This is a genomic window from Aliikangiella coralliicola (assembly GCF_007004725.1).
Lineage (GTDB): Bacteria > Pseudomonadota > Gammaproteobacteria > Enterobacterales > Kangiellaceae > Aliikangiella > Aliikangiella coralliicola.
Genome location: NZ_ML660169.1, coordinates 108,337 through 129,379, shown reverse-complemented (window position 1 = coordinate 129,379; position 21,043 = coordinate 108,337). Strand labels below are relative to the sequence as shown.

The 21,043-nt window shown below is 40.9% G+C and carries 21 protein-coding genes; 15 read left to right on the top strand and 6 right to left on the bottom strand.

Annotated elements, in window-relative coordinates:
- The first annotated feature begins 461 nt into the window (after positions 1 to 461).
- Both FLL46_RS21355 and FLL46_RS21350 read left to right on the top strand, forming a co-directional pair.
- Positions 462 to 1,403 (top strand): YbgA family protein, encoded by a 942-nt coding sequence (locus FLL46_RS21355; protein WP_142933530.1) that lies wholly within the window; start codon positions 462 to 464, stop codon positions 1,401 to 1,403.
- Between the two features lie 119 nt (positions 1,404 to 1,522).
- Positions 1,523 to 2,929 carry a cryptochrome/photolyase family protein gene (locus FLL46_RS21350; protein ID WP_142933528.1) on the top strand — a complete coding sequence of 469 codons (1,407 nt, stop codon included), beginning with the start codon at positions 1,523 to 1,525 and terminating at the stop codon, positions 2,927 to 2,929.
- A gap of 73 nt (positions 2,930 to 3,002) precedes the next feature.
- Here the strand turns inward: FLL46_RS21350 and FLL46_RS21345 are convergent, their stop codons facing one another.
- A complete protein-coding gene (locus tag FLL46_RS21345) occupies positions 3,003 to 3,731 on the bottom strand; it encodes a ChrR family anti-sigma-E factor (RefSeq protein WP_142933525.1) in 729 nt (242 codons plus the stop codon).
- Positions 3,728 to 4,294 (bottom strand): RNA polymerase sigma factor, encoded by a 567-nt coding sequence (locus FLL46_RS21340; protein WP_168204278.1) that lies wholly within the window; start codon positions 4,292 to 4,294, stop codon positions 3,728 to 3,730. The genes FLL46_RS21345 and FLL46_RS21340 overlap by 4 nt, the downstream gene beginning before the upstream one ends.
- 320 nt (positions 4,295 to 4,614) lie before the next feature.
- On the opposite strand from FLL46_RS21340, the gene FLL46_RS21335 reads away from it, so the two are divergent.
- From FLL46_RS21335 to FLL46_RS21285, 12 genes are all read left to right on the top strand, one after another.
- Positions 4,615 to 5,172 (top strand): DUF3833 family protein, encoded by a 558-nt coding sequence (locus FLL46_RS21335; RefSeq protein ID WP_142933521.1) that lies wholly within the window; start codon positions 4,615 to 4,617, stop codon positions 5,170 to 5,172.
- On the top strand, positions 5,159 to 5,314 hold the full coding sequence (locus FLL46_RS27150) for a hypothetical protein (RefSeq protein ID WP_168204276.1): 156 nt from the start codon (positions 5,159 to 5,161) through the stop codon (positions 5,312 to 5,314). Before FLL46_RS21335 ends, FLL46_RS27150 begins: the two co-directional genes overlap by 14 nt.
- On the top strand, positions 5,305 to 6,396 hold the full coding sequence (locus FLL46_RS21330; protein WP_246119374.1) for an acyl-CoA desaturase: 1,092 nt from the start codon (positions 5,305 to 5,307) through the stop codon (positions 6,394 to 6,396). Before FLL46_RS27150 ends, FLL46_RS21330 begins: the two co-directional genes overlap by 10 nt.
- Positions 6,396 to 6,812 carry a nuclear transport factor 2 family protein gene (locus FLL46_RS21325; RefSeq protein ID WP_168204275.1) on the top strand — a complete coding sequence of 139 codons (417 nt, stop codon included), beginning with the start codon at positions 6,396 to 6,398 and terminating at the stop codon, positions 6,810 to 6,812. The genes FLL46_RS21330 and FLL46_RS21325 overlap by 1 nt, the downstream gene beginning before the upstream one ends.
- Before the next feature lies 1 nt (position 6,813).
- Positions 6,814 to 7,575: an SDR family NAD(P)-dependent oxidoreductase gene (locus tag FLL46_RS21320; protein WP_142933516.1), complete on the top strand. Its 762-nt coding sequence runs from the start codon at positions 6,814 to 6,816 to the stop codon at positions 7,573 to 7,575.
- Entirely contained in the window at positions 7,572 to 8,852 is a 1,281-nt protein-coding gene (locus FLL46_RS21315; RefSeq protein WP_142933514.1) for an NAD(P)/FAD-dependent oxidoreductase, read from the top strand. The genes FLL46_RS21320 and FLL46_RS21315 overlap by 4 nt, the downstream gene beginning before the upstream one ends.
- On the top strand, positions 8,815 to 9,651 hold the full coding sequence (locus FLL46_RS21310) for a DUF1365 domain-containing protein (RefSeq protein WP_142933511.1): 837 nt from the start codon (positions 8,815 to 8,817) through the stop codon (positions 9,649 to 9,651). The genes FLL46_RS21315 and FLL46_RS21310 overlap by 38 nt, the downstream gene beginning before the upstream one ends.
- Positions 9,644 to 11,044 carry an SAM-dependent methyltransferase gene (locus FLL46_RS21305; protein ID WP_246119373.1) on the top strand — a complete coding sequence of 467 codons (1,401 nt, stop codon included), beginning with the start codon at positions 9,644 to 9,646 and terminating at the stop codon, positions 11,042 to 11,044. The genes FLL46_RS21310 and FLL46_RS21305 overlap by 8 nt, the downstream gene beginning before the upstream one ends.
- Positions 11,028 to 11,573 carry a DUF2878 domain-containing protein gene (locus FLL46_RS21300; protein ID WP_142933509.1) on the top strand — a complete coding sequence of 182 codons (546 nt, stop codon included), beginning with the start codon at positions 11,028 to 11,030 and terminating at the stop codon, positions 11,571 to 11,573. The genes FLL46_RS21305 and FLL46_RS21300 overlap by 17 nt, the downstream gene beginning before the upstream one ends.
- Before the next feature lie 175 nt (positions 11,574 to 11,748).
- On the top strand, positions 11,749 to 12,024 hold the full coding sequence (locus FLL46_RS21295; RefSeq protein ID WP_142933506.1) for a hypothetical protein: 276 nt from the start codon (positions 11,749 to 11,751) through the stop codon (positions 12,022 to 12,024).
- A 154-nt stretch (positions 12,025 to 12,178) separates the two neighbouring features.
- Positions 12,179 to 12,622 (top strand): GNAT family N-acetyltransferase, encoded by a 444-nt coding sequence (locus FLL46_RS21290; RefSeq protein WP_142933504.1) that lies wholly within the window; start codon positions 12,179 to 12,181, stop codon positions 12,620 to 12,622.
- A 127-nt stretch (positions 12,623 to 12,749) separates the two neighbouring features.
- Positions 12,750 to 13,181 carry a hypothetical protein gene (locus FLL46_RS21285; RefSeq protein ID WP_142933502.1) on the top strand — a complete coding sequence of 144 codons (432 nt, stop codon included), beginning with the start codon at positions 12,750 to 12,752 and terminating at the stop codon, positions 13,179 to 13,181.
- Between the two features lie 195 nt (positions 13,182 to 13,376).
- Here FLL46_RS21285 and FLL46_RS21280 read toward each other — a convergent pair whose 3' ends face one another.
- Positions 13,377 to 14,930, bottom strand: coding sequence for a M17 family metallopeptidase (locus FLL46_RS21280; RefSeq protein ID WP_142933500.1), 1,554 nt, complete (start codon positions 14,928 to 14,930; stop codon positions 13,377 to 13,379).
- Between the two features lie 402 nt (positions 14,931 to 15,332).
- Complete coding sequence (locus FLL46_RS21275; RefSeq protein WP_168204273.1) at positions 15,333 to 16,223, bottom strand: NAD-dependent epimerase/dehydratase family protein; 891 nt, start codon at positions 16,221 to 16,223, stop codon at positions 15,333 to 15,335.
- An 89-nt stretch (positions 16,224 to 16,312) separates the two neighbouring features.
- Here FLL46_RS21275 and FLL46_RS21270 point away from each other — a divergent pair, with 89 nt between their 5' ends.
- On the top strand, positions 16,313 to 17,218 hold the full coding sequence (locus FLL46_RS21270) for a LysR family transcriptional regulator (protein WP_142933494.1): 906 nt from the start codon (positions 16,313 to 16,315) through the stop codon (positions 17,216 to 17,218).
- 143 nt (positions 17,219 to 17,361) lie between these two features.
- Here the strand turns inward: FLL46_RS21270 and FLL46_RS21265 are convergent, their stop codons facing one another.
- Positions 17,362 to 18,510, bottom strand: a complete 1,149-nt coding sequence (locus FLL46_RS21265) for a hypothetical protein (RefSeq protein WP_142933491.1) — start codon at positions 18,508 to 18,510, stop codon at positions 17,362 to 17,364.
- 352 nt (positions 18,511 to 18,862) lie between these two features.
- Positions 18,863 to 20,980, bottom strand: coding sequence for a TonB-dependent receptor domain-containing protein (locus FLL46_RS21260; RefSeq protein ID WP_142933488.1), 2,118 nt, complete (start codon positions 20,978 to 20,980; stop codon positions 18,863 to 18,865).
- Positions 20,981 to 21,043: the final 63 nt, after the last annotated feature.

Here is a 21,043-nt window from a genome sequence, read left to right as displayed (position 1 = left end):
TTGTCATATTTTTTGATGGATAACCTTCTGTGTTACGGCTTGAGAACATTCGAGCCGTGACCATTATCCTTGTTCAGGTATAAATACCCGAGACGCTGATTTCAGGCTGTCTAACATTAATACCGACTGTCTAACACTAAAACCTCTAGCGCTAATGCTCTCTGACATTCATACCTAAATAGCCAATTTTCACCAATTACTGTGAAGCTATTGTCCCTGTTCAAATTATAACCATGCCGTTTTTATCGCAATATACTTTTATATGATCTGGTTAGGCTTTCTTGAAATTTTCCAGACTCAGCAGGTAGCTATCTACCATTGGTACGAATTTTCGATTAAATAAAGCCAAATTGGTTTATTTTTAAAAAAATTAGTCAAAATTTCTATAAAAAACGATCTGCTATTTCCATCCTCTCGTATATATTTTATTAGAATGTTATCAAAGTGATGTTGGGGAGCTGATGATAAAAGTTGGGATTAGCCAGTGTTTGATGGGAGCGAAGGTCAGGTATGACGGGGGACATAAACAAAACCGGTTTTGTAAAGATGTCTTGTCAGAAGTTTTCGATTTTGTTTCACTCTGTCCCGAAGTCGGCATTGGACTAACGACCCCCAGAAAGACTATTCGGCTGGTTGGTGATCCCAAAACGCCACGAGCGGTATTAAGTGACGATATCGAACAAGATTTTACCGATGCTTTAGAGATTTTTGCTGAAGAGCGAGAAGGCTTGTTAGCCGAGCTAAGCGGCTACATTTTTTGTAAAGCATCGCCAAGTTGTGGGGTTGAACGGGTTAAAGTTTACCGTGAAAATGGTTATGCTGAAAAAACGGGCATTGGAATATTTGCCGCCAGGGTTAGAAAATTGTTTCCTCATTTGCCACTTGAAGAAGATGGTCGCCTTAACGATCCGCTGTTGCGAGATAGCTTCATCAAGCGGGTCTATGTTTACAGCGAGTGGCAGAAAATAAATAAGTCTGGTTTGTCCACGAACAATCTTTTTCGGTTTCACGCCAGGCATAAAATGACTTTACTAGCTCATTGCCAAAAAACATATCGAATGCTTGGGCCGTTAGTTGCTTCAGCCAATCCTGGAAACTTGAAAATTATTGCTAATCAGTATTTCGGCTTGTTAATGCAAGCGTTGGCGAAAGTGGCCACTCGCAGCAATAATACCAATGTGCTAATGCACTTGCAGGGCTATCTGAAAAATGAATTATCTGCAGATGATAAAGCGGAATTAACTCAAAGCATTCTTGGCTATCGAAACGGAACAGAACCTATTTTGGCACCGTTAGCCTTACTCAAACATCATTTCAGGAATTTTCCTAACTTGTATGTTGAAGAGCAGTCGTTTTTAGAACCATATCCAAAACAATTAGCAATTCGGGTGAAAATGCAATGAGCCTCAAATGCGTCTCTGGATAATTCTGGGCAAGTGGCTAAGTTTATCGTGCGAAGTTAAACAGCGCAGACTTGACCTGCGCTGAAAATAAAATAATAACGAAAATGTGGTAGCTGTTAATGAATTTAATCTGGTTTAGAAACGATTTACGAGTAGATGACAATCCTGCGCTGCACCATGCGGTCAATGACAAAGCCCAGCAAACAGTGGCAGTTTACCTGCTATGCCAGACACAGTGGGAACTGCACAATGTTGGAAATAATCAGCGGGCGCTAATTGCTTGCGCGCTGGAAAATCTGAAAGAAAAACTAAATGGGCTTAATATTCCCTTGTTGGTCGTCGATGCCGATACTTTTTCACAAGTGCCCGATATCTTGAGTGCTATTTGCCATCAATTCAATATCCAGAATTTATACTTTAATGTCGAATATCCACTTAATGAGCGTTTGCGTGATCGCCGAGTTGTTGATGTTTTAGCGGGTAAAGTTAAGTGCCATCGTTTTGTTGCTGACTCACTTGTGGCCCCCTGGGAAATTGTTACCGGAGAAAGGCAAGGCTACAAGGTTTATAGTGCTTTTGCGCGAGCGGTTTATAGAAATATCGATCAACAACCCGTTGTGACATACTCTCCACCCGATAAATTGCCGAAGGAAAACTTATCGCTAGTTGATTTTTCCAAAGTCAGCTCAGCGACCTCAGGCGAGCCAATAAAGGTCACGCCGACGGCAAAGCGAGTGCCTGATGTGGCAGAGCAGAAAATGCACAAAAAGCTGAGAGTTTTCTGTAAAAATACGATTGACCAATACGAATCCGATAGAGACTTTCCTGCAATTGAAGGCACTTCTGATTTATCTGCAGCATTAGCCGTAGGAACGATTTCGGTTCGCCGTTGTTATCAGGTGGCGAAAGATGTTGCAGGTGAAAAGGCACATAAGTGGATAGGGGAATTGATATGGCGAGACTTTTATCGTTCTGTTATTTGGCACTTTCCGGATATTTGTAAGGGACGAGCTTTTAATCCGGTTGACTCTCAACTAACATGGTCTCGCTCAATTCAGAATGAGTTAGCCTGGCAAAAAGGTGAAACGGGCATACCGATTATCGATGCAGCAATGCAGCAACTGATTCAAACCGGCTGGATGCACAATCGCTTACGCATGATTGTCGCCAGTTATTTCACCAAGAATTTGTGGTTAGACTGGCGAAAAGGAGAAGCTTTTTTTGCCCAACATCTTTTTGACTATGATTTCGCCAGCAATAATGGAGGATGGCAATGGTGTGCTTCCGTGGGCACTGACGCAGCGCCTTACTTTCGAATATTTAATCCACAGGCACAGCAAAAGAAATTTGATGTAGACGCTTTTTTCATTAAGCAGTGGGTGCCGGCATTAAAAAGTATCGACGCTAAAACAATTCACCGTTTTGAGTCGCAAGAGATTTCAGGCTATTTTAAACCTCAGGTAGACCTGAAACTTTCAAGAAAGCTTGCTATTGAAAATTTCAAGAAAGCAAAAACAGCAACATAAATTCAGCCAAGAATTATCATTTAATAATTCCTAATTCCTAATTCCTAATTCCTAATTCCTGGCTCCTATCCCCCTAATCCCTTGCTTTAGTCAGCCAATTCAAAATAGGTCCAAATGTACCGGTGAACTTAAGTGGTGCATCGGTGACCGCCAGGCAAATACAACCGTTCTCTCCTGCGATCGGTTGGTGTTCATGATGCTCATTTTGTGCGATAAATGCGCCTTGAGTGTATTGGCCTTGTTTGTCGCTAAAGTCGCCTTGTAAAACCAAGGTATACTCATTACCTCTGTGCGTGTGGCGTGGTATTTTCGCCTTGGGTTTAAATTTTAGTAACTCCATTTCAAATTGCGTGTCATTAATCTCAATATTTGCGCGAGAGATATTTCTGCTGACTTTTTCCCATTTTATCTCATCGAATTCGCGTTTAGCGAGTTGAACAACAATAGGTAAATCTGATTCGGCAACAGCGCAAATATCATATTCATTTGAAGATAGAGTCTGTTGCATTGGAACTTCCGTCTCAGAAGTTTGAGGAATTGCCTGAATATCTTCTAAGAGGCTGTCGAATCCAGTATTAGATATTTCCTCATCGGCTAATGACTCCAGCGAATTTCCTGCAAGCAGTTCAATATCTTGAACCTGACGGCGGCAAGTCTCGCACTCATGATGATGCACACCAATTGTAATCGCGAGCGCCGGTGCCAGTTTGCCGTTTGAATATTTTAACAATAAATCGATATCAGGATGGTATTGCAAATCGTTTTGCTTTGTACCTGTTTCATTGGTGCTTTCCCAACTCATATTCGATCACCTCCTATATGAGCGCGCAGTATTTTCAGTGCACTTCTAATTCGAGATTTAACCACGCCAGGTGACATCTCTAGTTCCTTGGCCGCTATTTGATGGCTTTTATCTTCGAAGTAGACTTTTTGCAAAACGTTTCGTTGCTCTTCGTTGAGCTGATTAAAAACCGAAAGAAGTCTTGATTTATCCCTGTCGATGCTAATTTTTTCACTGAAGTTGGCTTCTTCAGCAGGATCTGGCAAATTCTCATCGTTAACTTCGTCAATTCGCTTTTTTCGCAGAAAATCAATTTTCAAATTTCTGACAATAGTGAAAATCCAGGTTGATACACTAGCTTTTTGTGGATCGTAACTGGCTGCTTTTTGCCAAATTTTCAAGAATACTTCGTGAGTGAGTTCTTCAGACTTCTCTCCCATTCCATGTTGTAAGTAAAATGATTTAATTTTTGGAGCGAAATATAAATATAACGCCTTGAAAGCATGACGATCATGCTGTTTGGCGATAGCATTGAGGTGTTCTCGCCAGCGTTCACTATCTGTAACATTGACCTTTTGAGTCATTGAAGTCGATTTTTTCTTTAGGCTGGTTATTGGCCAATATACTAAATTATCGGTTGTTTGTCTCTGTTGAAGCATGCTCAAGTTGCCGGAATTATTGTTCTGGTCAAGATTCTTTTTTACTCGCTTATGTTGTCGAATCGACTCTGTAACCTAGTGTGTTAACAATAAATACGTAGAAGAACAAAAATGGATCACTTTATTTTCCGATAATTTGTCTTTAACTGATCCAACCGGTCAGTCTCATCGTAACTAACTTGAGTATCGCCATCGTGATTGCGATTAAGTGTTTATTTTGTTAACTGAGAGATTATCTGGACTTTATGATGCTTTTGAGACTGATATTGTTACTAACATCTCTAGGATTGCTCTCGTGTTCCGTGAAACAAGAATCTTACCTGGACAATACACCAAAACTCGATTTTGCCGATTATTTCAATGGGAAATTGTGCGCTTGGGGAGTTGTTAGAGAAAGATCGGGAGAGTTGAGTAGAAAGTTTGTCGCGGATATTAACGCGTACTCACTGGCAGAGTCGATAGTGTTAGATGAAGTGTTTCTCTTCGACGACGGTGAACGGCAAACCCGTCAATGGAAGTTTAAATTGTCTGGTGGTCAGTGGATTGGCACCGCGGGCGATGTTGTCGATACTGCAATTGGAGAAGTCGTCGGTGATAGCCTCCACTTAAATTATCAGCTTGAGGTAAAGGTCGATGGAGACAGCTGGGTTATTAATATGGATGACTGGCTTCACTTGATCGACAGAAGAACATTGATGGGAACCACAAACATGAGTAAGTGGGGATTTAATGTCGGAAGAATTGATATTTTAATGCGTAAACAACCTGGTGGATCTGCAAGGTGTATCAATGAACCGCATTAATTATTGGGAGCTCATCCTGGCAAACCTGATCCAATATCCTGGTAGTAACGTATACTCAAAAACAGAAACAAAAAAAGAAAAAGGGGCTGCGAAAATTGAGTATCGAGATATTTCTAATAATAGAGCGGGTCAATGGAGATGAACTTTATGGCAACACCTGAGCAAGCAAAATTGGACCAGGAAAATTCAAATCGAAAAAGTTCTAATTTGGCCGGGACCAAGCCGGATAGCTCTTCTAAATCAAAGCTTGGTTTCAAGTCGAAAGTTAATATTAAATCGACTCTCTCCGCATGGTTTGATACAAAAGCTGATAACGCAGGTTATAACACCCAAGTTGACAACTCAGAAGGACTAGAAGCAGATGAATCAGACAATCGAATAAACTGGGTGAGAGTCTTACCTTTTATTGCCATGCACTTGGCCGTTCTAGGTGTGATATGGGTTGGCTTTAGTTGGTTCGCATTTTGGGTGGCGGTGGCTTTGTACTTTGTTCGAATGTTTGCGATTACCGGTTTTTATCATCGCTATTTTTCCCATAAAAATTTTAAAACTTCTCGTTGGTTACAATTCATTTTCGCGTTTATTGCCGCCAGCTCTGCACAGCGGGGACCGCTTTGGTGGGCGTCACATCACCGAGAACATCATGCCCACTCTGATAAGGAATCCGATCCTCATTCTCCCAGGCAGCATGGATTTTTGTGGAGCCACACTTTATGGTTTCTTGCAGAAAAAAACTTTACAACTCGCAAGCGACGTATAAAGGACTTTTCTCGTTTCAAAGAACTTGAGTGGTTAGATCGCTTTGATATTGCAGCACCAGCAGCCCTCGCGCTTCTTCTTTATGTCGTGGGTAGTTTACTGGAGAGTTATGCGCCAGCTTTAAATACTAGCGGTGGTCAGCTAGTGATCTGGGGATTCTTTATTTCAACGGTTGGCCTATACCACGCTACCTACACGATTAACTCGTTAGCTCACCGCTTTGGAACGAGGCGTTTTAATACGCCGGATGATAGTCGTAATAACGCGCTGTTGGCCCTTATTACCCTTGGCGAAGGGTGGCACAACAATCATCACTATTTTTCGGGAACCGTTAAACAGGGATTTCGCTGGTGGGAAATTGATATTACTTATTACCTGTTAAAGTTGATGAGTTTCTTTGGTTTAGTGTGGGATCTCAAACCGATTCCTGCTCGAGTTAAACAACAAATGGTTGGGAGTAAATAGTGATCCTTGAGAAATTTAAATCAACCTATCAACAATTGAACTCAACTAATATTGATTCGATTGGTGAACTTTACGCCAACGAAATCATTTTTACCGATCCTTTTCATCGAGTTGAGGGACTCCCAGAGTTGAAACAATACTTTGCTAATCAGTACCAAAATATTGATACGGTGGAATTTAGTTTTGGCGAAGCGATCTACCAGGGAGCTCGTTTTTTTGTTGAATGGGAGATGAATCTAAAGCATCCGCGGCTCAACGGCAATCAACCGTTTTGCGTACCTGGGTGTACTTTATTTAGAGTAAATCAAGACAATCAAATTATTTTCCATCGTGACTATTTTGACGCCGGAACCTTATTGTACGAAAGGCTTCCGATCATTGGTGGGTTGGTTAACTGGGTAAAGCGAAAGTTCTGATATGACTTATCATTTTAAAGATAAAGTTGTCTGGATAACCGGTGCTTCAAGCGGCATTGGGAAATCACTGGCGCTTAAGTTAATCGAGGAAAAAGCAAAAGTTGTTGTGACTGCTCGAAATGCTAACCAGTTGCAAAGCTTATACTCCAAATTCGATAACGTGCTAGTTTCGGCTGGTGATATTACTTCCTTTGAGGTTAATCAAAATATTGTCGCTCAGGCGTATGAAATATTCGGTGGGATAGACTGTGTCATTCTCAATGCCGGTAGTGCTGAATATATTGATATTGATCACTTTTCATCACAGCCGTTTCAACGCATGATGGAAACCAACTTTCTGTCAATCGTTAAAGGGATCGAGATCGCGCTTCCTTATTTACGAGTTTCAAAAGCGCCCTATCTGGTTGGTATGAGTAGCAGTGTTGCCTGGATGGGACTACCGCAGGGACAAGCTTACTCAGCAAGTAAAGCCGCGATCAGAAATTTGTTTCAAGGATTAAAGATTGAGCTTGCGCCGGAAAATATTGCGGTGAGCTGGATTTGTCCTGGTTTTATTAAAACACCACTTACCGATAAAAATACTTTTCCGATGCCTGCGCGTATTACCGCAGAGGAAGCTGCTGATATTATCTATCGTAAACTGTGTCAGCAGAAAACTGAAATTCACTTACCAAAACGCTTTACTTGTTTATTGAAATTTATTTCGATGTTACCTGCCGGTTGGAGCGCAAAACTACTTAAGGGGACGGTGCCTGCTAAATGAAAATCGCAATTGTTGGAACTGGGATTGCCGGTAATGTCGCCGCACATTACCTTAACAAATCTCACGATATTACTGTGTACGAAGCCAATGATTATATAGGTGGCCATACGCACACCCACGGGATCAAAATTGGGTCGAAGACGCATAATGTTGATACAGGTTTTATCGTATTTAACGAAAAAACATACCCTAACTTTATTAAGCTTTTGTCGGACCTCAATGTTGAATATCAGAAAAGTGATATGAGCTTTAGTGTTCAGTGTCATCAAACTGGTCTGGAATATAATGGTACGACTTTGAATAGTTTATTTGCTCAACGACGCAACTTATTTAGACCAAGTTTTTATCGAATGATTCGCGATATCATTCGATTCAATGAAAACAGTTTAGAGCTACTGTCAGAGCCAGAGAATAATATTTCACTTGGCCGTTACCTGGAAGCGAATAACTATTCGTCACAATTTTGTGACCATTATATTTTTCCAATGGGGGCTGCTATTTGGTCCACTAGTCATGAGAAGATGTTCGACTTTCCTGCCAGGTTTTTTGTACAGTTTTTTAATAACCACGGTATGTTGAGCGTTAATGATCGACCACAATGGTATGTGATTAAGAATGGTTCATCGATGTACGTTGACCGCCTGATTGAAGATCATAAAGACAAGATAAGATTATCGTCGCCGGTGGATCTCATTCGAAGGGAAGACAATAAAGTTTACATTTACTCTAACGGAGAAGTTGACCATTTTGATTATGTTTTTATTGCTAGCCATAGCAATCAAGCATTAACGATGTTAGAGCAACCGACTCGCCAAGAAAAAGAAGTTTTATCGGCGATTCCTTTTACCAAAAATGAGGCTATTTTACACACCGACTCTAGTGTATTGCCTAAACGAAAGCTTGCATGGGCCGCCTGGAACTATCACTTGCAGAAAGAACAGTCAAACCAGGTGGCATTAACCTATAACATGAACATACTTCAGTCATTGAAGAGCGAACATACCTTTTGTGTGTCGTTAAACTACAGTGACCATATTAAAGAGTCAAAAATAATAAAGAGAATGCAGTATACACATCCTTTATTTACTCGAGAAGGCGTGGCCGCGCAGGCAAAACATTCAGAGATTAACGGCACCCAAAGAACTTTTTATTGTGGCGCTTACTGGCGGTTTGGATTTCACGAAGATGGCGTTGTTAGTAGTTTGCGAGCGCTTAATGATTTTGAAAAAGTGGTGAGTGATGAAAAGCAAAATATACTTTGGCCGCGTTCAGCATAGGCGTCACAAGCCGAAGTCTCATCAGTTTAACTATGGCATTTGTATGCTGTATGTTGACCTGGATGAGTTACCCAGGTTGTTTGAACCCTTTTGGTTGTGGTCAAAGGATAAACGAAACATCGCTTGTTTTCGCAGCCAGGACTACTTATGTGATGATAGTGGCAATGTTAAAAAAGCTGTGATTGACGAGATTCAAAAGCGGTATGGCGTCAGCCATAAAGGCCCTGTTCGAATGCTGACGCATTTGCGCTACTTTGGATATTGTTTTAACCCGGTGACCTTTTACTATTGTTTTAACGAAGATAACGGCAACTTAGATTTTTTATTAGCACAAATTAATAATACGCCCTGGGATGAAAGATATTGCTACACATTTGATAATCGGCAACAGCAATTGCAACATGGCTCGACTGATTCAATTCGAATGAACTTTAGCAAAGCTTTTCACGTTTCCCCATTTTTGCCGATGCAAATGAGATGTGATTGGCGTTTCTTAATACCGGGAGAAAAACTGACAGTTTTCATGTCGTCAACCTCAACAGACGTTGGTGAATCTTCGAACGACTTTGACAAGTCGGGTAGCAAAAGTAATAAAGTTTTTGACGCCACACTGGCTCTTGAAGCGAGCGAGATCAGCTCTCGTTCGCTGGCCAGGGCGCTCACTCAATATCCCTTTATGACGTTGAAAGTGACGTTTGGAATTTATTGGCAAGCACTCAAGCTCTGGTTGAAACGTGTGCCATTTTACTCCCACCCCAAACTACAACAATCTCTAAACTGGAACAAAGATTATGAATAATGAGTTATCGGTTAAGACTATGGCGCAAAAAGTCGTTGCTGCGCAGGCGTTGAGTGCTAAAGGTACTATGGAGCGTATTTTTAGACAAGAAAATTTGCAACGAAGCAAAGCCACGTCACTGTTAAAGCGTGCAATGCTTAAACAGCTTGCTGAGCTTCGTTATGGCAACTTGACATTAATTGATGGCGACGAAAATTACCAGTTTCATGGAAATGAAGTGAGTGAGTTGAGCGCAGATATTGAAGTTGTTCACGATGAGTTTTATTGGTTTGTCGCGTTAGGTGGCAGCGTGGGGGCCGGTGAGGCATTTATAAATGGTTTCTGGAAGTCGACTGACCTCACAAAAGTCATCCAGCTATTTGCAGTTAATCAAAGTGTCATGGATTCTATGGAGAGTGGGCTTGCCAGGTTAACCTCACCAATTAAGAAAATGTTTCACTGGCTCAACAAGAATACCCGAAAAGGGAGCCGGAAAAATATCGTTGCTCATTATGACTTGGGAAATGAATTTTTTGAAGCGTTTCTCGACTCAACTATGATGTATTCGTCAGGTATCTTTTTTGATGAACGAGAGTCGATGAAGCAAGCGTCTCTCAATAAGCTAGAGAGAATATGTCAGCGATTGCGGTTAAATGAAAATGATCACCTACTTGAAATTGGAACTGGGTGGGGGAGTTTTGCTATTTATGCAGCGAAAAAATTTGGTTGTAAGGTGACAACTACAACAATTTCTGATGAGCAGTATGCTTATGCAAAAAAACGAATTGAAATATTAGGACTCACTGACAAAGTATTTTTACTAAAGGAAGATTATCGACTGCTGGAAGGAAAAGAAACTTATGATAAGCTGGTTTCTATTGAAATGATTGAGGCCGTCGGCCACCAATACTTTGATACTTTTTTCTCAAAGTGCAGCGAGCTTTTAAAACCAAATGGAGAAATGTTGTTACAAGCAATAACGATTTCCGATCAACGCTTCTCGTCGGCAAAAAAAGAAATTGACTTTATCAAGCGGTATATATTTCCAGGGAGTTGTATTCCGTCAGTTGATGCAATTAGTGATAGCTTGCGCAAATCAACGGACATGCGTGTTCTCAACCTTGAGGATCTGGGCATTCACTATGCTTTGACACTTAAAAAGTGGCGTGAAAACTTTATTGATAAGGGTGCGGAAATTAAAAGTCAGGGATTTAGTGATGCGTTTATGAGAATGTGGGAATTTTATCTTTGTTATTGCGAAGGCGGATTCAGGGAACGTGTTATCAGTAACGTGCAATTGCATTTAGTTAAGCCAATGGCTCGGGTGCCGATGACGCTCTCTCCATATAGCAACAAACCTGGAGACAATGAAGATAAATTGAACATTTCACAAACATATCACGAGGAGATTTAAAATTCCTCTCTGGTTTTCATGGTGTGTATTTCAGGCGTGCTGGTTTTTGGCTGTGTTAGGACGTGATTCGATTTTATATTTATCAGTCATTCCTATTCTGTTGGTATTTATTCTGACCGAAATAAAGCTGGTGCCAAGTAAGTCGAAGAGTGCGTGCTATTCCCGCTATCTCACAAGGCTTGCTATTGCCTCTGTCGGAATTCTATTTGATTGGTTGTTAGACCATTTCGCAGTTATTCGTTTTTCTGCGGATAATAATGTGATCCCCGTTTGGTTGCTATTACTCTGGTTGACTTTCGCCTTATCTTTCCCGGCTTGTTATAGCTGGTTGCAAAGTCGGCCCGTTAAAGTGGCCGTTATTCTCGGTTGTGTTTTTGGCCCGCTGGCATACTGGGGGGCCGCCAAGCTTAATACCGTTACTATTGTTTTGCCGGTTCTCTTTACATTGTTGAGCAGCGCTTTTTGGGGCGGTTTATTCGGTGTTATTTTGGGAAATAGAAAAATACGCAAGCGAGTTTTTACAGAATGATGTTCGTATTAATAACGAAATCATTAGACCTTGCATTTAAAATGAACATCTAGCAATATTTTGTCATCATCTGTAAACTGCCGATTGAGTAAAATCAATATTCAGTGCTGATAAGACTCACCAATTTAAAAAAGTCTGCTAATTTCAACAAATAATTTGAGTTTTAGGGAAAAAAATGAATCGATTAAAAAATTTGATTTTGGGAATGCTATTGACCTCGACATTACTTGGTTGTTCAGATGGATTACCAAGGGTAGAAGAGATGGAGAATGCTGTTGTTTATTTTCGTAATGTGGATCATAATCTTCATACTTATTATTGGCTAAAAGGAGACTTGACACTTAGCTTTTACGAGAACTACGTCAAAGTTGAAGAAAGCAGGGCGGAAACTGTCCATTTTATTCCATTAGACAAAGTTGTTTATATTGGTGATCTAATCGAAATCCAATGACGAGCCGCTAAACGAATAATCAGGAGAAACATCGATTAGTAAATTCGGTATCTGATACAATTCTTGTGTGCTTATCTTCAGGTAGTCAAATTAAGTTTGAGGAAAAATAATTCATACTATATTGAAGTGTCGTATAGGCCAAGCTAATGCATTGGTGTTTAGAAAGTGTACTAATGTAGATAAGGAAGATGTTTGGAATATTTATGTTGATGCCATGCAACACCATATTGAAAAAATATGGGGTTGGGATATTGGCTGGCAAACTAGAGAGTTTAAGGAAAACTTTTTCAAGCTTAATACTTCTTTCATACTATTTGAGGGAATAGAGGCCGGGTATATTCAATATCAAGAATCGGCCGACGAAATTTATGTCAACATGATTGTTCTTAAACCAGAACATAGAAGTAGCGGTTTGGGAATGCCCACCTTAAATTTATTGCAGTCAAACCATCCAGGCAAAATTCTTAGATTGCGTTGTTTCAAGATTAACGAAGGGGCGCTTCGATTTTATCAGAAGAATAGTTTTCGCATTATCAAGGAAGAAGATAAGTTTTATCTTCTTGAGTTGAAAGCACCATTCAATAAAAACGCTAAATAATCAGAAGGAAATTGTCTACTTAATCAATAGTGAGCAGGGAATATTGATGCATTTTGTCCGTTGATTACAATTGTTGTTAATTAGTCAAAAGAAAAATTGAGTGTCAGAGTTTGGATGGTGACCTAATATGATAAAACGTGCTTTAAGACTTGCTGTAGTTCCGGTATTGATTGCTTTAATTGTTACGCCTGTTCGCTTTTTTCTTGAACTAGCTGGAATACCCGAAGTTTTCATTTTTCTTATCGGATTACTTTGGTTGACGTTGGGAGTCGCAATTTATTGGGGGATCAAGTTATCGACGGAAAAAGATCCCTACTTACTTCTCTTGCTAGCTTTAGCCATCTTTTCACCGTTATCGCGGATCCCTGTTTTTGTACTTTGGTGGATAACTAAAACCTGGGAGTTGGGGACTCATTATGACATTTTTGATAATTGGAGCCAGGCGCTGATTGGGCAACTATTTTACGGATCGCTTATTCAAATAATCCCGGGCTTTTTATTAGGCGCTTTGACTCTTGCTATTATGAGGCGGAGGAGACACCTTAAAGCGGTACAATAATTGGCAAAGATGTGTGCGAGTAATATATAGAGAAAGCGGAGTAAGGTTTAGTAATTAACCTCAGGTTAATTAAATTTTTCTGATTACCAGAGTAATGAAGAAGGCGCTTGTAATGTAGAAGAAGCCAGTAATATCATCTCCACACAAAATACATTGTGTGGAGATTTATGATAGATAAAATAAACTCGTTATTAACTAACGTAAATAAGTGCCAGCCAATGCCAAGATTGGAGCGGCAGTCGGTTTATCATGTTGCCAATCGCCAGACTCAACGCCACTACCTGCAATATCCACATGAACATAAGGTACAGGTTTCTCACTATTGTTACCGTGATTATCCAGGCCTGAAGCTAAAGATAAAAATGCCATTGGGAATTGGTGGCCACGCTTTGTGGTTGCTGATGGACCATTGTTAGAGGAAAGTACATCATCGGCTTTAGTGCGCGGGCGAATAATATCCCAGTCTTCACGACGTGAGCGACTTATATCGCATCCATCGCCCCAAAGGTCACCGGATTGAGCGATATGATCCGATAAATTTGCCTGGCGCGCCGGACCATTTTCAACTAATGCTGTGTATGGACCGACACTTAACAAAGCATGGCCAGTCAGTGTTGCGACAGTAAATAATTGTGGATTAACTTCGTTCACTGCTTGTGCGCGGAAATGAGAGAGAGAATCAACCATCGCCAAACGACCTTCTGCATCAGTGTTGCCAATGCGAACTCGCTTACCAGAGTGCCCGGTAATAATTTCGTCAGCGACATAAGCATCGGTACCAATGGAATTTCTTACTGCGGCGATTTTTGCAACTACTTTAATTCCTTTGGGTTTGAATTCCGCCAATGTTTTCATAAAGCCTGCTACTGCCGCACCGCCCCCTTTGTCTCGGCTCATTCCGGCCATATGACCACCGGTCTTAAGATCGGCACCACCGGTGTCATAGGTAACTGCCTTACCGACTATCATTAAAGTTTTTTCGATCGGGCCGTCGCTTTGATATTCGAGTTCGATAATTCTTGGGTGATGGCGCTCGACTGAGTAAGAGGCTCTCGCGACCGCGTCAAACAGCGGAAAATCTTTTGCAAATCTCTCTCTGTCGTCAATCACATTGACTTTAACTTCGCTACCAGAAAATGCTTCAACACAGTAATTTGCGAAACCGATGGGAGCCATTCTTTCTGGTTCAGTACCGCACAAATCTCGGCCAAGTCGTCGGCCTGCTTCTGCTGCCGATAGATATTGCAGGTCGACTTTTGAGTCTGGATCAAAAAGGCCAATGGTTTTAACTGATTCTATTTCTTCTTCTCCTAACGCTTGACGTGCTTCGAGCGGTTGCCACAAACCCTGGCAAGAACCTAAGTAAGCGAGTTCCAGTGCGTGTTGATAATCGTTAGTTTGAGGAACTTGGTCAACAATAATTGCCGGGTTAATCGCGCCTGCGTTTTTCGCTATCTGCAGACCGGCTTTAGCAGCATCACCAAAATTACGGACATCATCGTAATCTTTATCCAAATTACCAGTAAATGCGTGAATTAAGCGGCCACCAGCGATCTCTGAACAGTGAATAAGAACGTGGTCATTACCAATTCGGCGGTCAACTTTTTGTGCGTTTTTTAGCGCATTGTCAATTGGTGCGTAGGACTCCAATTGTGCTTTTGGAGATACCAGGATAACAGCGTCAAAACGACTGCTGTTGTTTGAAAGATCGTTTGAGCTTTCAATTCTGACGGGGGTTGGATAAGCCATTATTTTTCCTTTATCAAAATGCCTGATGTTAAGGCTTCTAGGTTAACTGGTAGATTGCTTCGAATAGCTCTCCAGTCGTTATATTCGCTTTTAAGTAATCATACCGATTTTCCTAATCAAGATAAATGGTGTGTAAAGCGTTATTCATTGAATTCGAGTCTTAAAGAGGGACTAGTTGAAGTGTATTAACCTAACTAGAACTTTAACTTGAAGCCTGCCTTGGGGCTTGCTGTGACTTTAAATCGCTAGAAAGCCTTGAATATTAAGGCTTTAATATAGATTCCTGTGGATGACGTGACAGTTATACCCAAACTACTTGAATCCTGCATCTTCAAGTAGTTTGGGTATATAAATAGGAGCAGGAGACTTAGTTTGAATTAAGTCTCGTTGACCACTGTCTCTTTATTGATTTTTGAGATTTTTCTGAAAATCTAAATAAGCAGCCTCGGCATGATGGGTGAAGTCGGGTTTTTCTGGATGCCAGCCAGAGCTACGCGTTTTGGTCGTATCTGTGAGGTAACAGGTTTGCATATAGGACGCGACTTTTCCTAAAGTTTCTTTCGCCTCTTCAAATTTAACTGGCACTAGCGGCGCAGAGTATAGATTAGAAAGCTGGCTTAAAATGCTGGATACTTTGGTTTCTACACCGTCGGCTCCGTGGAATATCCCCTCTATTTTATTTTTCGCAATATGCAAATAAAGCCGTGCTAAATCTTCGACGTGAATCATTGGCCAAGTCGCGGTAGCTGATTCTACATAATGCAAATTTCCGTCCTCCTGCTTAGGAACCATGTGCCACAGGTAACCACCCGCACCACCATAAACGAAACCAGGGCGAATAATTGACGATGGTTGAGATTGGTTTAATACCAGGTTTTCTGTTCTGATTCGCCAATTGCTGTCAGAGGGATAAGCTATTTCACTAATTTGATTTTTGACGGTATTTTGCGCCGGCAATGGACAAGCAAAAAGGTTGCCGGTGTAAATAAAATGGCTGTTGTGCTTCAGTAATTCTATTACGACGTTTTCATCGAGTTCAGACACTTCTTTTTCGCCATCGGTATAACTCATTGCACAATGAATGATTGTGTTTTGCGGTGGTAAAAGTGGTGCCCATTGCTTAACCGATTCTAATGAACCTTCTAACCAGGTTAGGTTGGGTGATGATATTTGAGCCTGCTGGGTGCGGTTGAGTTGTCGGGTGAGCGCGGTGACCTGATAACCGCTTTCTAAAAAAACTTTAACGATATGTCGTCCGACATAACCTGTTGCGCCCGTGATAAAAACTTTCATCTTACTCTCTTTAATTGATATGTTTTTGCAGTAGGTAAATTTCATCACTTTTGCTATATTGAGTAAAATTAATGATGTTGAATTAGATTATGAAGTATATTCATGAGTATGATTTAAATTTGCTGGTTATTTTCTCGTTACTATTTGAAACTCGTAGCGTTACCCAAACCGCGGAGCGAGCGGGGGTGACGCAGTCGGCAATTAGCCACGCTTTATCTCGAATGCGAACTCAGTTTGGTGATCCATTGTTTATTAAGTCATCAAATGGAATGGTGCCGACGGTTAAATCGGAGCAGTTGTATGAGTCAGTTCAACTGCCATTAAAGCAACTCCAGGTTGCGGTTAATCCTGAAATTCAATTTGATCCGCAAAAAAGCCAGAGAACCTTTGTGCTAGCAATGTCCGATTATGTTGAAACTTTGTTGCTACCCAGGCTCGTTAATTATCTTGCGGAGCACTCACGGCAAACGACGATTCGATGTACGCGAATTAACGATTTTGAATTAGAAAAGACTGGTAGCGATGTCGACCTAATCATTGGACGCTTTGAAAAGGCTCCGGAAAATTTTCGAAAAAAATTACTCTGGCGGGAAGATATGGTCACAATTGTTAGCAAGAATCATCCGCGGGTAATTTCAAATAGAATTGGGCTCCAGCAATTTGTTAATGAAGAGCATGTGTTAATCAGTCCTAAGGGGAGTGGTGTTTCATTAGTTGATGCAATCTTATCGGAGAAAGGTTTAAAGCGACGGGTTAAAGTCTATTCACATTACTTTATGTCGCCGACAAGAATTGTTGCTGAAACAGAACTGATTGCAACCATTCCAAGGAAGATAGCTGAGCTTGCAAGCCGTGAAGTCGCGATAAAATGTTTGAAACCACCAATTGAGATTCCTGCAATTGATGTGAGTATGTTATGGGGCCCAGTGGTACATTATGATCCTGCTCATCAGTGGTTAAGAAATTTGATTAATGAGATTTTAAATGCAGGTTGAAAACAGGAAGCAGGTCTGAAAAAACTTCATTCTAAAAATTTACTTACGGTAAATACTATCTTTTAAGACACACGGAGACCTTCGTGTCTCCACGTGATCTTTAGTCATACAATTTATGATCTATGTAAATGCCAAATATGATATCAGCGACACATTTGGCTATATTCGTGTCGATTCATTCTTACAGAAATCTTCCTCATGCTTATCGTAATTTTACCACCGCTAAAACGCGCAGTTTGAACCCAGTAGCTAAATTCAACCATATTGCCATAGCTATTGCTGCCGGTACATTGTCCTGCAAATCCGGCGTTTGTTCCTCTTTGGTCGGTAACGGGTACATCTAGTATCTCTAAGGTCGTTTCGATCTCTTTAAAAAAGCAACTGTCTTTTTCGTCAATAAGGCTATGCCCAACCCATTGCACAGGACCTTGCTTACCGGTTCGGCTAAAAAAGTTAGAAAATCTGATTGATGTGTTTAATGCGCCCAATGGTGGCGTATAACTATTATCTAAATCTAAGTAAGGTTCTTCACCGTCAAAGACATAGCGAGCGATACCACCATCACTAAATTTGATATCAGAATACTGACCCGTCGACCAGGCGTAGCCGCCGCCCGCAGTACCACTAACTCCATCTTTACCAAGGCTAATACTGGCGTTAATCTGGCGAACTCCATTCTGGCGTCGCTCGAAGACAGGATAGTTGCCTGCTTTTATTTGTTGTTGAAAGTAACTATTAATATCTCTTTTGATCACATCAAGAGAACTATCCATCAGCTCATTACCTTCTCCCTGAGTACAATCAGGTTTGCCATTAATTGTCATTTTCGCAATTGGTATGGTTCGATTTCCGCCATTGGCAGCCTGAAAATCGTCGGCAAAGTTTTTGAGATTTTGCTTTATTTCCGCACGGCCTTCTTTAACGTATTTTGATAGTTCTTTATCGTTAGCATTTAATGATAGTTTTTTGATGATAAGACCGTTAGGTCCTTTTGAAGCCTGGTATTTCAATAGTTCGGCAAGAGAATCATTGACGAAAAAATGAATTTCAGGATAAGCCGGCGGGATAAGTTTGATGACTGGTTCGCATTGATCACCGCGTTTAATACTAGAGCGACCATAAAAATCACAAGATGTTGGATCCTGGACTTTCATATAATGGCGCGTGATTTGACCACGCAGTACATTATCCTCAACATTAAAGGTATAGCTTAAGAAGCTCTGTGCCGCTAAATCCCCCGAAACAAATATTACACTGAATAACCCCACTAATATTTTAATAATCCATTTCATTGATTTATTTCCTTTTGTTTAGATGGAAGCTCGATTGTAAAAAGGCTGGGGAAAATTACTAATAAATCAAAATAAATATCACTAATTCAGTAATAAATATGAATAAATAAGCTCATTTTGGATTGTTTGATTTTTTACTGGACGCATTAACAATATTTTCATATTCGTTGACTATCTAATATTCGATAGTTAGCTTATCCAAAATTTAGATTTTCTAATTTCTGAGGGATGGTTAAGAAGAACTATCAATTTAAAAGCTTTCAATAAACTTTTAATCAGACAGTTTAATTATTGGCGTGGTTTGTTGTCTAGAGTGGTAGAAACCCACCCCGAAGGGTGGGCAAGTATAAAGCTAAAATTGATACGAGATTGTCATTTTTATATTTCTACCTGGCTCATAGTCGAGCAGGTACAATTGACCAAATAATGGATGAGATGAAACGCCGGTTCGCGAAGACTGTGATGCATAAAACTCATCAAATAAGTTGTCGACACCCAGTGTGAGTGCTAGCCCTTCGACACTTTGGGGTAACCAGCGAGCCGAAATGTTATGCACGGTGAAACCTTCTTTGTTATTTAACAAAGTAGGACCATCTAAGTCTGGACCTGCAGGAACGTCATCAACAACCATAAAATTCCAATTGAGCGATAAATCGGTTAAATCGAAATCATAGTCAAGATTAAAACTAATGGTATCGCCTTGAATTCGATCAATGCGCGATCCGTCGAGGCTTGAGTAATCAGCAAACGCTGACAGTTCGCTATCGGAATTTGAAAAGGTTAACAGGGCAGTTAAATTATTTATTGAATAGCCAAGATAAGCTTCAAAGCCATCAATAGTCATATCGCCAATATTGTCTTTCCATGTTCGCGGCCCATTTGGATTACTCGCATAATCGTAAATATGGTTTTCAATTTCTGTGTTGAAAAATGTAATGCCGGTGCGCAAATTATCTGCGCCTAAACCTTTCCCCTGATAGGCGACAGAAATTTCGCTGTTGGTGCCGGTTTCTGCTTCAATATCGGGGTTGGGTGTGTCATAAAGTCCGGCGCCAATAAACGTCTCGCCAATTTCAGGTCCCTTAAATAGTTGAGTGGTGCTGGCTCTTAGTAGTAAGCTTTTGTTCACTCGATATTCTGCTGCTATTGCGGCGGTGGTTTCGTTAAAGGTCTTGTCGACTACCTTCGACTGAATATCAAAGCTGTCATAGCGGAGGCCAGGAATTAAACTAAACCCATTATCGAAATCGATTCGATCTTCAATGTAAAGCGAGCGATTCGTAGCTTCTTCTCCAGAGATATCTGCGCCGTCGACTCGGTATTGAGTTTTATAATTAATGATATCAACGCCGTAAGTTAATACATGATCACGGGGTTGGTTAAGGCGGGTTGTCGCTATCAAATTGAAACCGGTATTTTGAGCTTCGCCTTCGTTGATTGTCGCAAATGGTGGTCGCCAGGCAATTAGGCCTCTTTCATCACGCCACAAGGTGCTTTCGTTGTCGAACAAAACAAATTTCAGGGTTGAGTTCTCTGTGGTCACATCATAGTTTAAGGTGATCGTGTCTCGTGTGAACTTGGTGGGGTAGACTATCGGGATATTGAGCGAATCGGCAATGGCAATATCTGTTGCCAATCCCATATCAGGACGATAACTGTAGTTACCTTCGTCGTTATATGCTTCGTAGCCAAATTCAAATCGATGATTAGCGTTAACATCCCAGCCAAATTTTATGAGTGCGTCATCCAGATCGCCTTTCAAGCCACGGACAGTTCCGTCGGTGCCGGCAATTTCATTTCCGTCTGCGTCCAGAATTTTTCCACCGCCGACTTCAAAATTGTCTCGTTCAATCGCGTTAAAGTAGGCTAGAACATCCAGCTCGTCTGTTAATTGTCCGAAGCCAGAAAAAGAGTAACCATTAGATGCGTTGTCATTGTAAGATGCTTGCAATCGACCACCGAAAGTCTGGTTGCCGCGCAGTAGCTCTTTCGCCTGTTTGGTTTCAAATCTGACTGCGCCACCTAGTCCACCGTCGATTACCGAGTTTTTACCGACTTCGACATCAACCGCTTTTAGTATATCGGCGTGAATTTGAAGGTTACCCAAATGATGATACATATAGGTGTTCTGGTTGGCACCATCAATGGTAATTCTGAGATCCTTGTCGTCCATGCTGCGGATAGTGATTCTCTGGTTAAGGGAATGGGCACCTCCGACATCCACACCAGGAATGGCACGTAACAGATCACTGATATGATCGGCTTGTTTGATTGCTATCGTCTCGTCGTCCATGTAAACCGAATTGCTGGTGACCCGAGTTCCCCAAACAATCATATTTTCTTCTTCAGCTGCTTTTTCTTCCGTTGCACTGTTTGACTCACTGTCAGTTTCCGCAGCGATGACCCATAATGGGTTTAACAATAATGATGAAATTACGACCACCTTTCGTAGCCTGAATCCCCTAAACATGTCTAACTCCAATTTACTATAAATGATAATTATTCTCATTTGTAATTTTATGGCAAACTGGGA

Bases quoted from the DNA above. Each gene is read 5' to 3' on its own strand.
- FLL46_RS21355 (WP_142933530.1), top strand. From the start codon at position 462: ATGATAAAAGTTGGGATTAGCCAGTGTTTGATGGGAGCGAAGGTCAGG.
- FLL46_RS21350 (WP_142933528.1), top strand. From the start codon at position 1,523: ATGAATTTAATCTGGTTTAGAAACGATTTACGAGTAGATGACAATCCT.
- FLL46_RS21345 (WP_142933525.1), bottom strand. From the start codon at position 3,731: ATGAGTTGGGAAAGCACCAATGAAACAGGTACAAAGCAAAACGATTTG.
- FLL46_RS21340 (WP_168204278.1), bottom strand. From the start codon at position 4,294: ATGACTCAAAAGGTCAATGTTACAGATAGTGAACGCTGGCGAGAACAC.
- FLL46_RS21335 (WP_142933521.1), top strand. From the start codon at position 4,615: ATGATGCTTTTGAGACTGATATTGTTACTAACATCTCTAGGATTGCTC.
- FLL46_RS27150 (WP_168204276.1), top strand. From the start codon at position 5,159: ATGAACCGCATTAATTATTGGGAGCTCATCCTGGCAAACCTGATCCAA.
- FLL46_RS21330 (WP_246119374.1), top strand. From the start codon at position 5,305: ATGGAGATGAACTTTATGGCAACACCTGAGCAAGCAAAATTGGACCAG.
- FLL46_RS21320 (WP_142933516.1), top strand. From the start codon at position 6,814: ATGACTTATCATTTTAAAGATAAAGTTGTCTGGATAACCGGTGCTTCA.
- FLL46_RS21315 (WP_142933514.1), top strand. From the start codon at position 7,572: ATGAAAATCGCAATTGTTGGAACTGGGATTGCCGGTAATGTCGCCGCA.
- FLL46_RS21310 (WP_142933511.1), top strand. From the start codon at position 8,815: ATGAAAAGCAAAATATACTTTGGCCGCGTTCAGCATAGGCGTCACAAG.
- FLL46_RS21305 (WP_246119373.1), top strand. From the start codon at position 9,644: ATGAATAATGAGTTATCGGTTAAGACTATGGCGCAAAAAGTCGTTGCT.
- FLL46_RS21295 (WP_142933506.1), top strand. From the start codon at position 11,749: ATGAATCGATTAAAAAATTTGATTTTGGGAATGCTATTGACCTCGACA.
- FLL46_RS21285 (WP_142933502.1), top strand. From the start codon at position 12,750: ATGATAAAACGTGCTTTAAGACTTGCTGTAGTTCCGGTATTGATTGCT.
- FLL46_RS21280 (WP_142933500.1), bottom strand. From the start codon at position 14,930: ATGGCTTATCCAACCCCCGTCAGAATTGAAAGCTCAAACGATCTTTCA.
- FLL46_RS21275 (WP_168204273.1), bottom strand. From the start codon at position 16,223: ATGAAAGTTTTTATCACGGGCGCAACAGGTTATGTCGGACGACATATC.
- FLL46_RS21270 (WP_142933494.1), top strand. From the start codon at position 16,313: ATGAAGTATATTCATGAGTATGATTTAAATTTGCTGGTTATTTTCTCG.
- FLL46_RS21265 (WP_142933491.1), bottom strand. From the start codon at position 18,510: ATGAAATGGATTATTAAAATATTAGTGGGGTTATTCAGTGTAATATTT.
- FLL46_RS21260 (WP_142933488.1), bottom strand. From the start codon at position 20,980: ATGTTTAGGGGATTCAGGCTACGAAAGGTGGTCGTAATTTCATCATTA.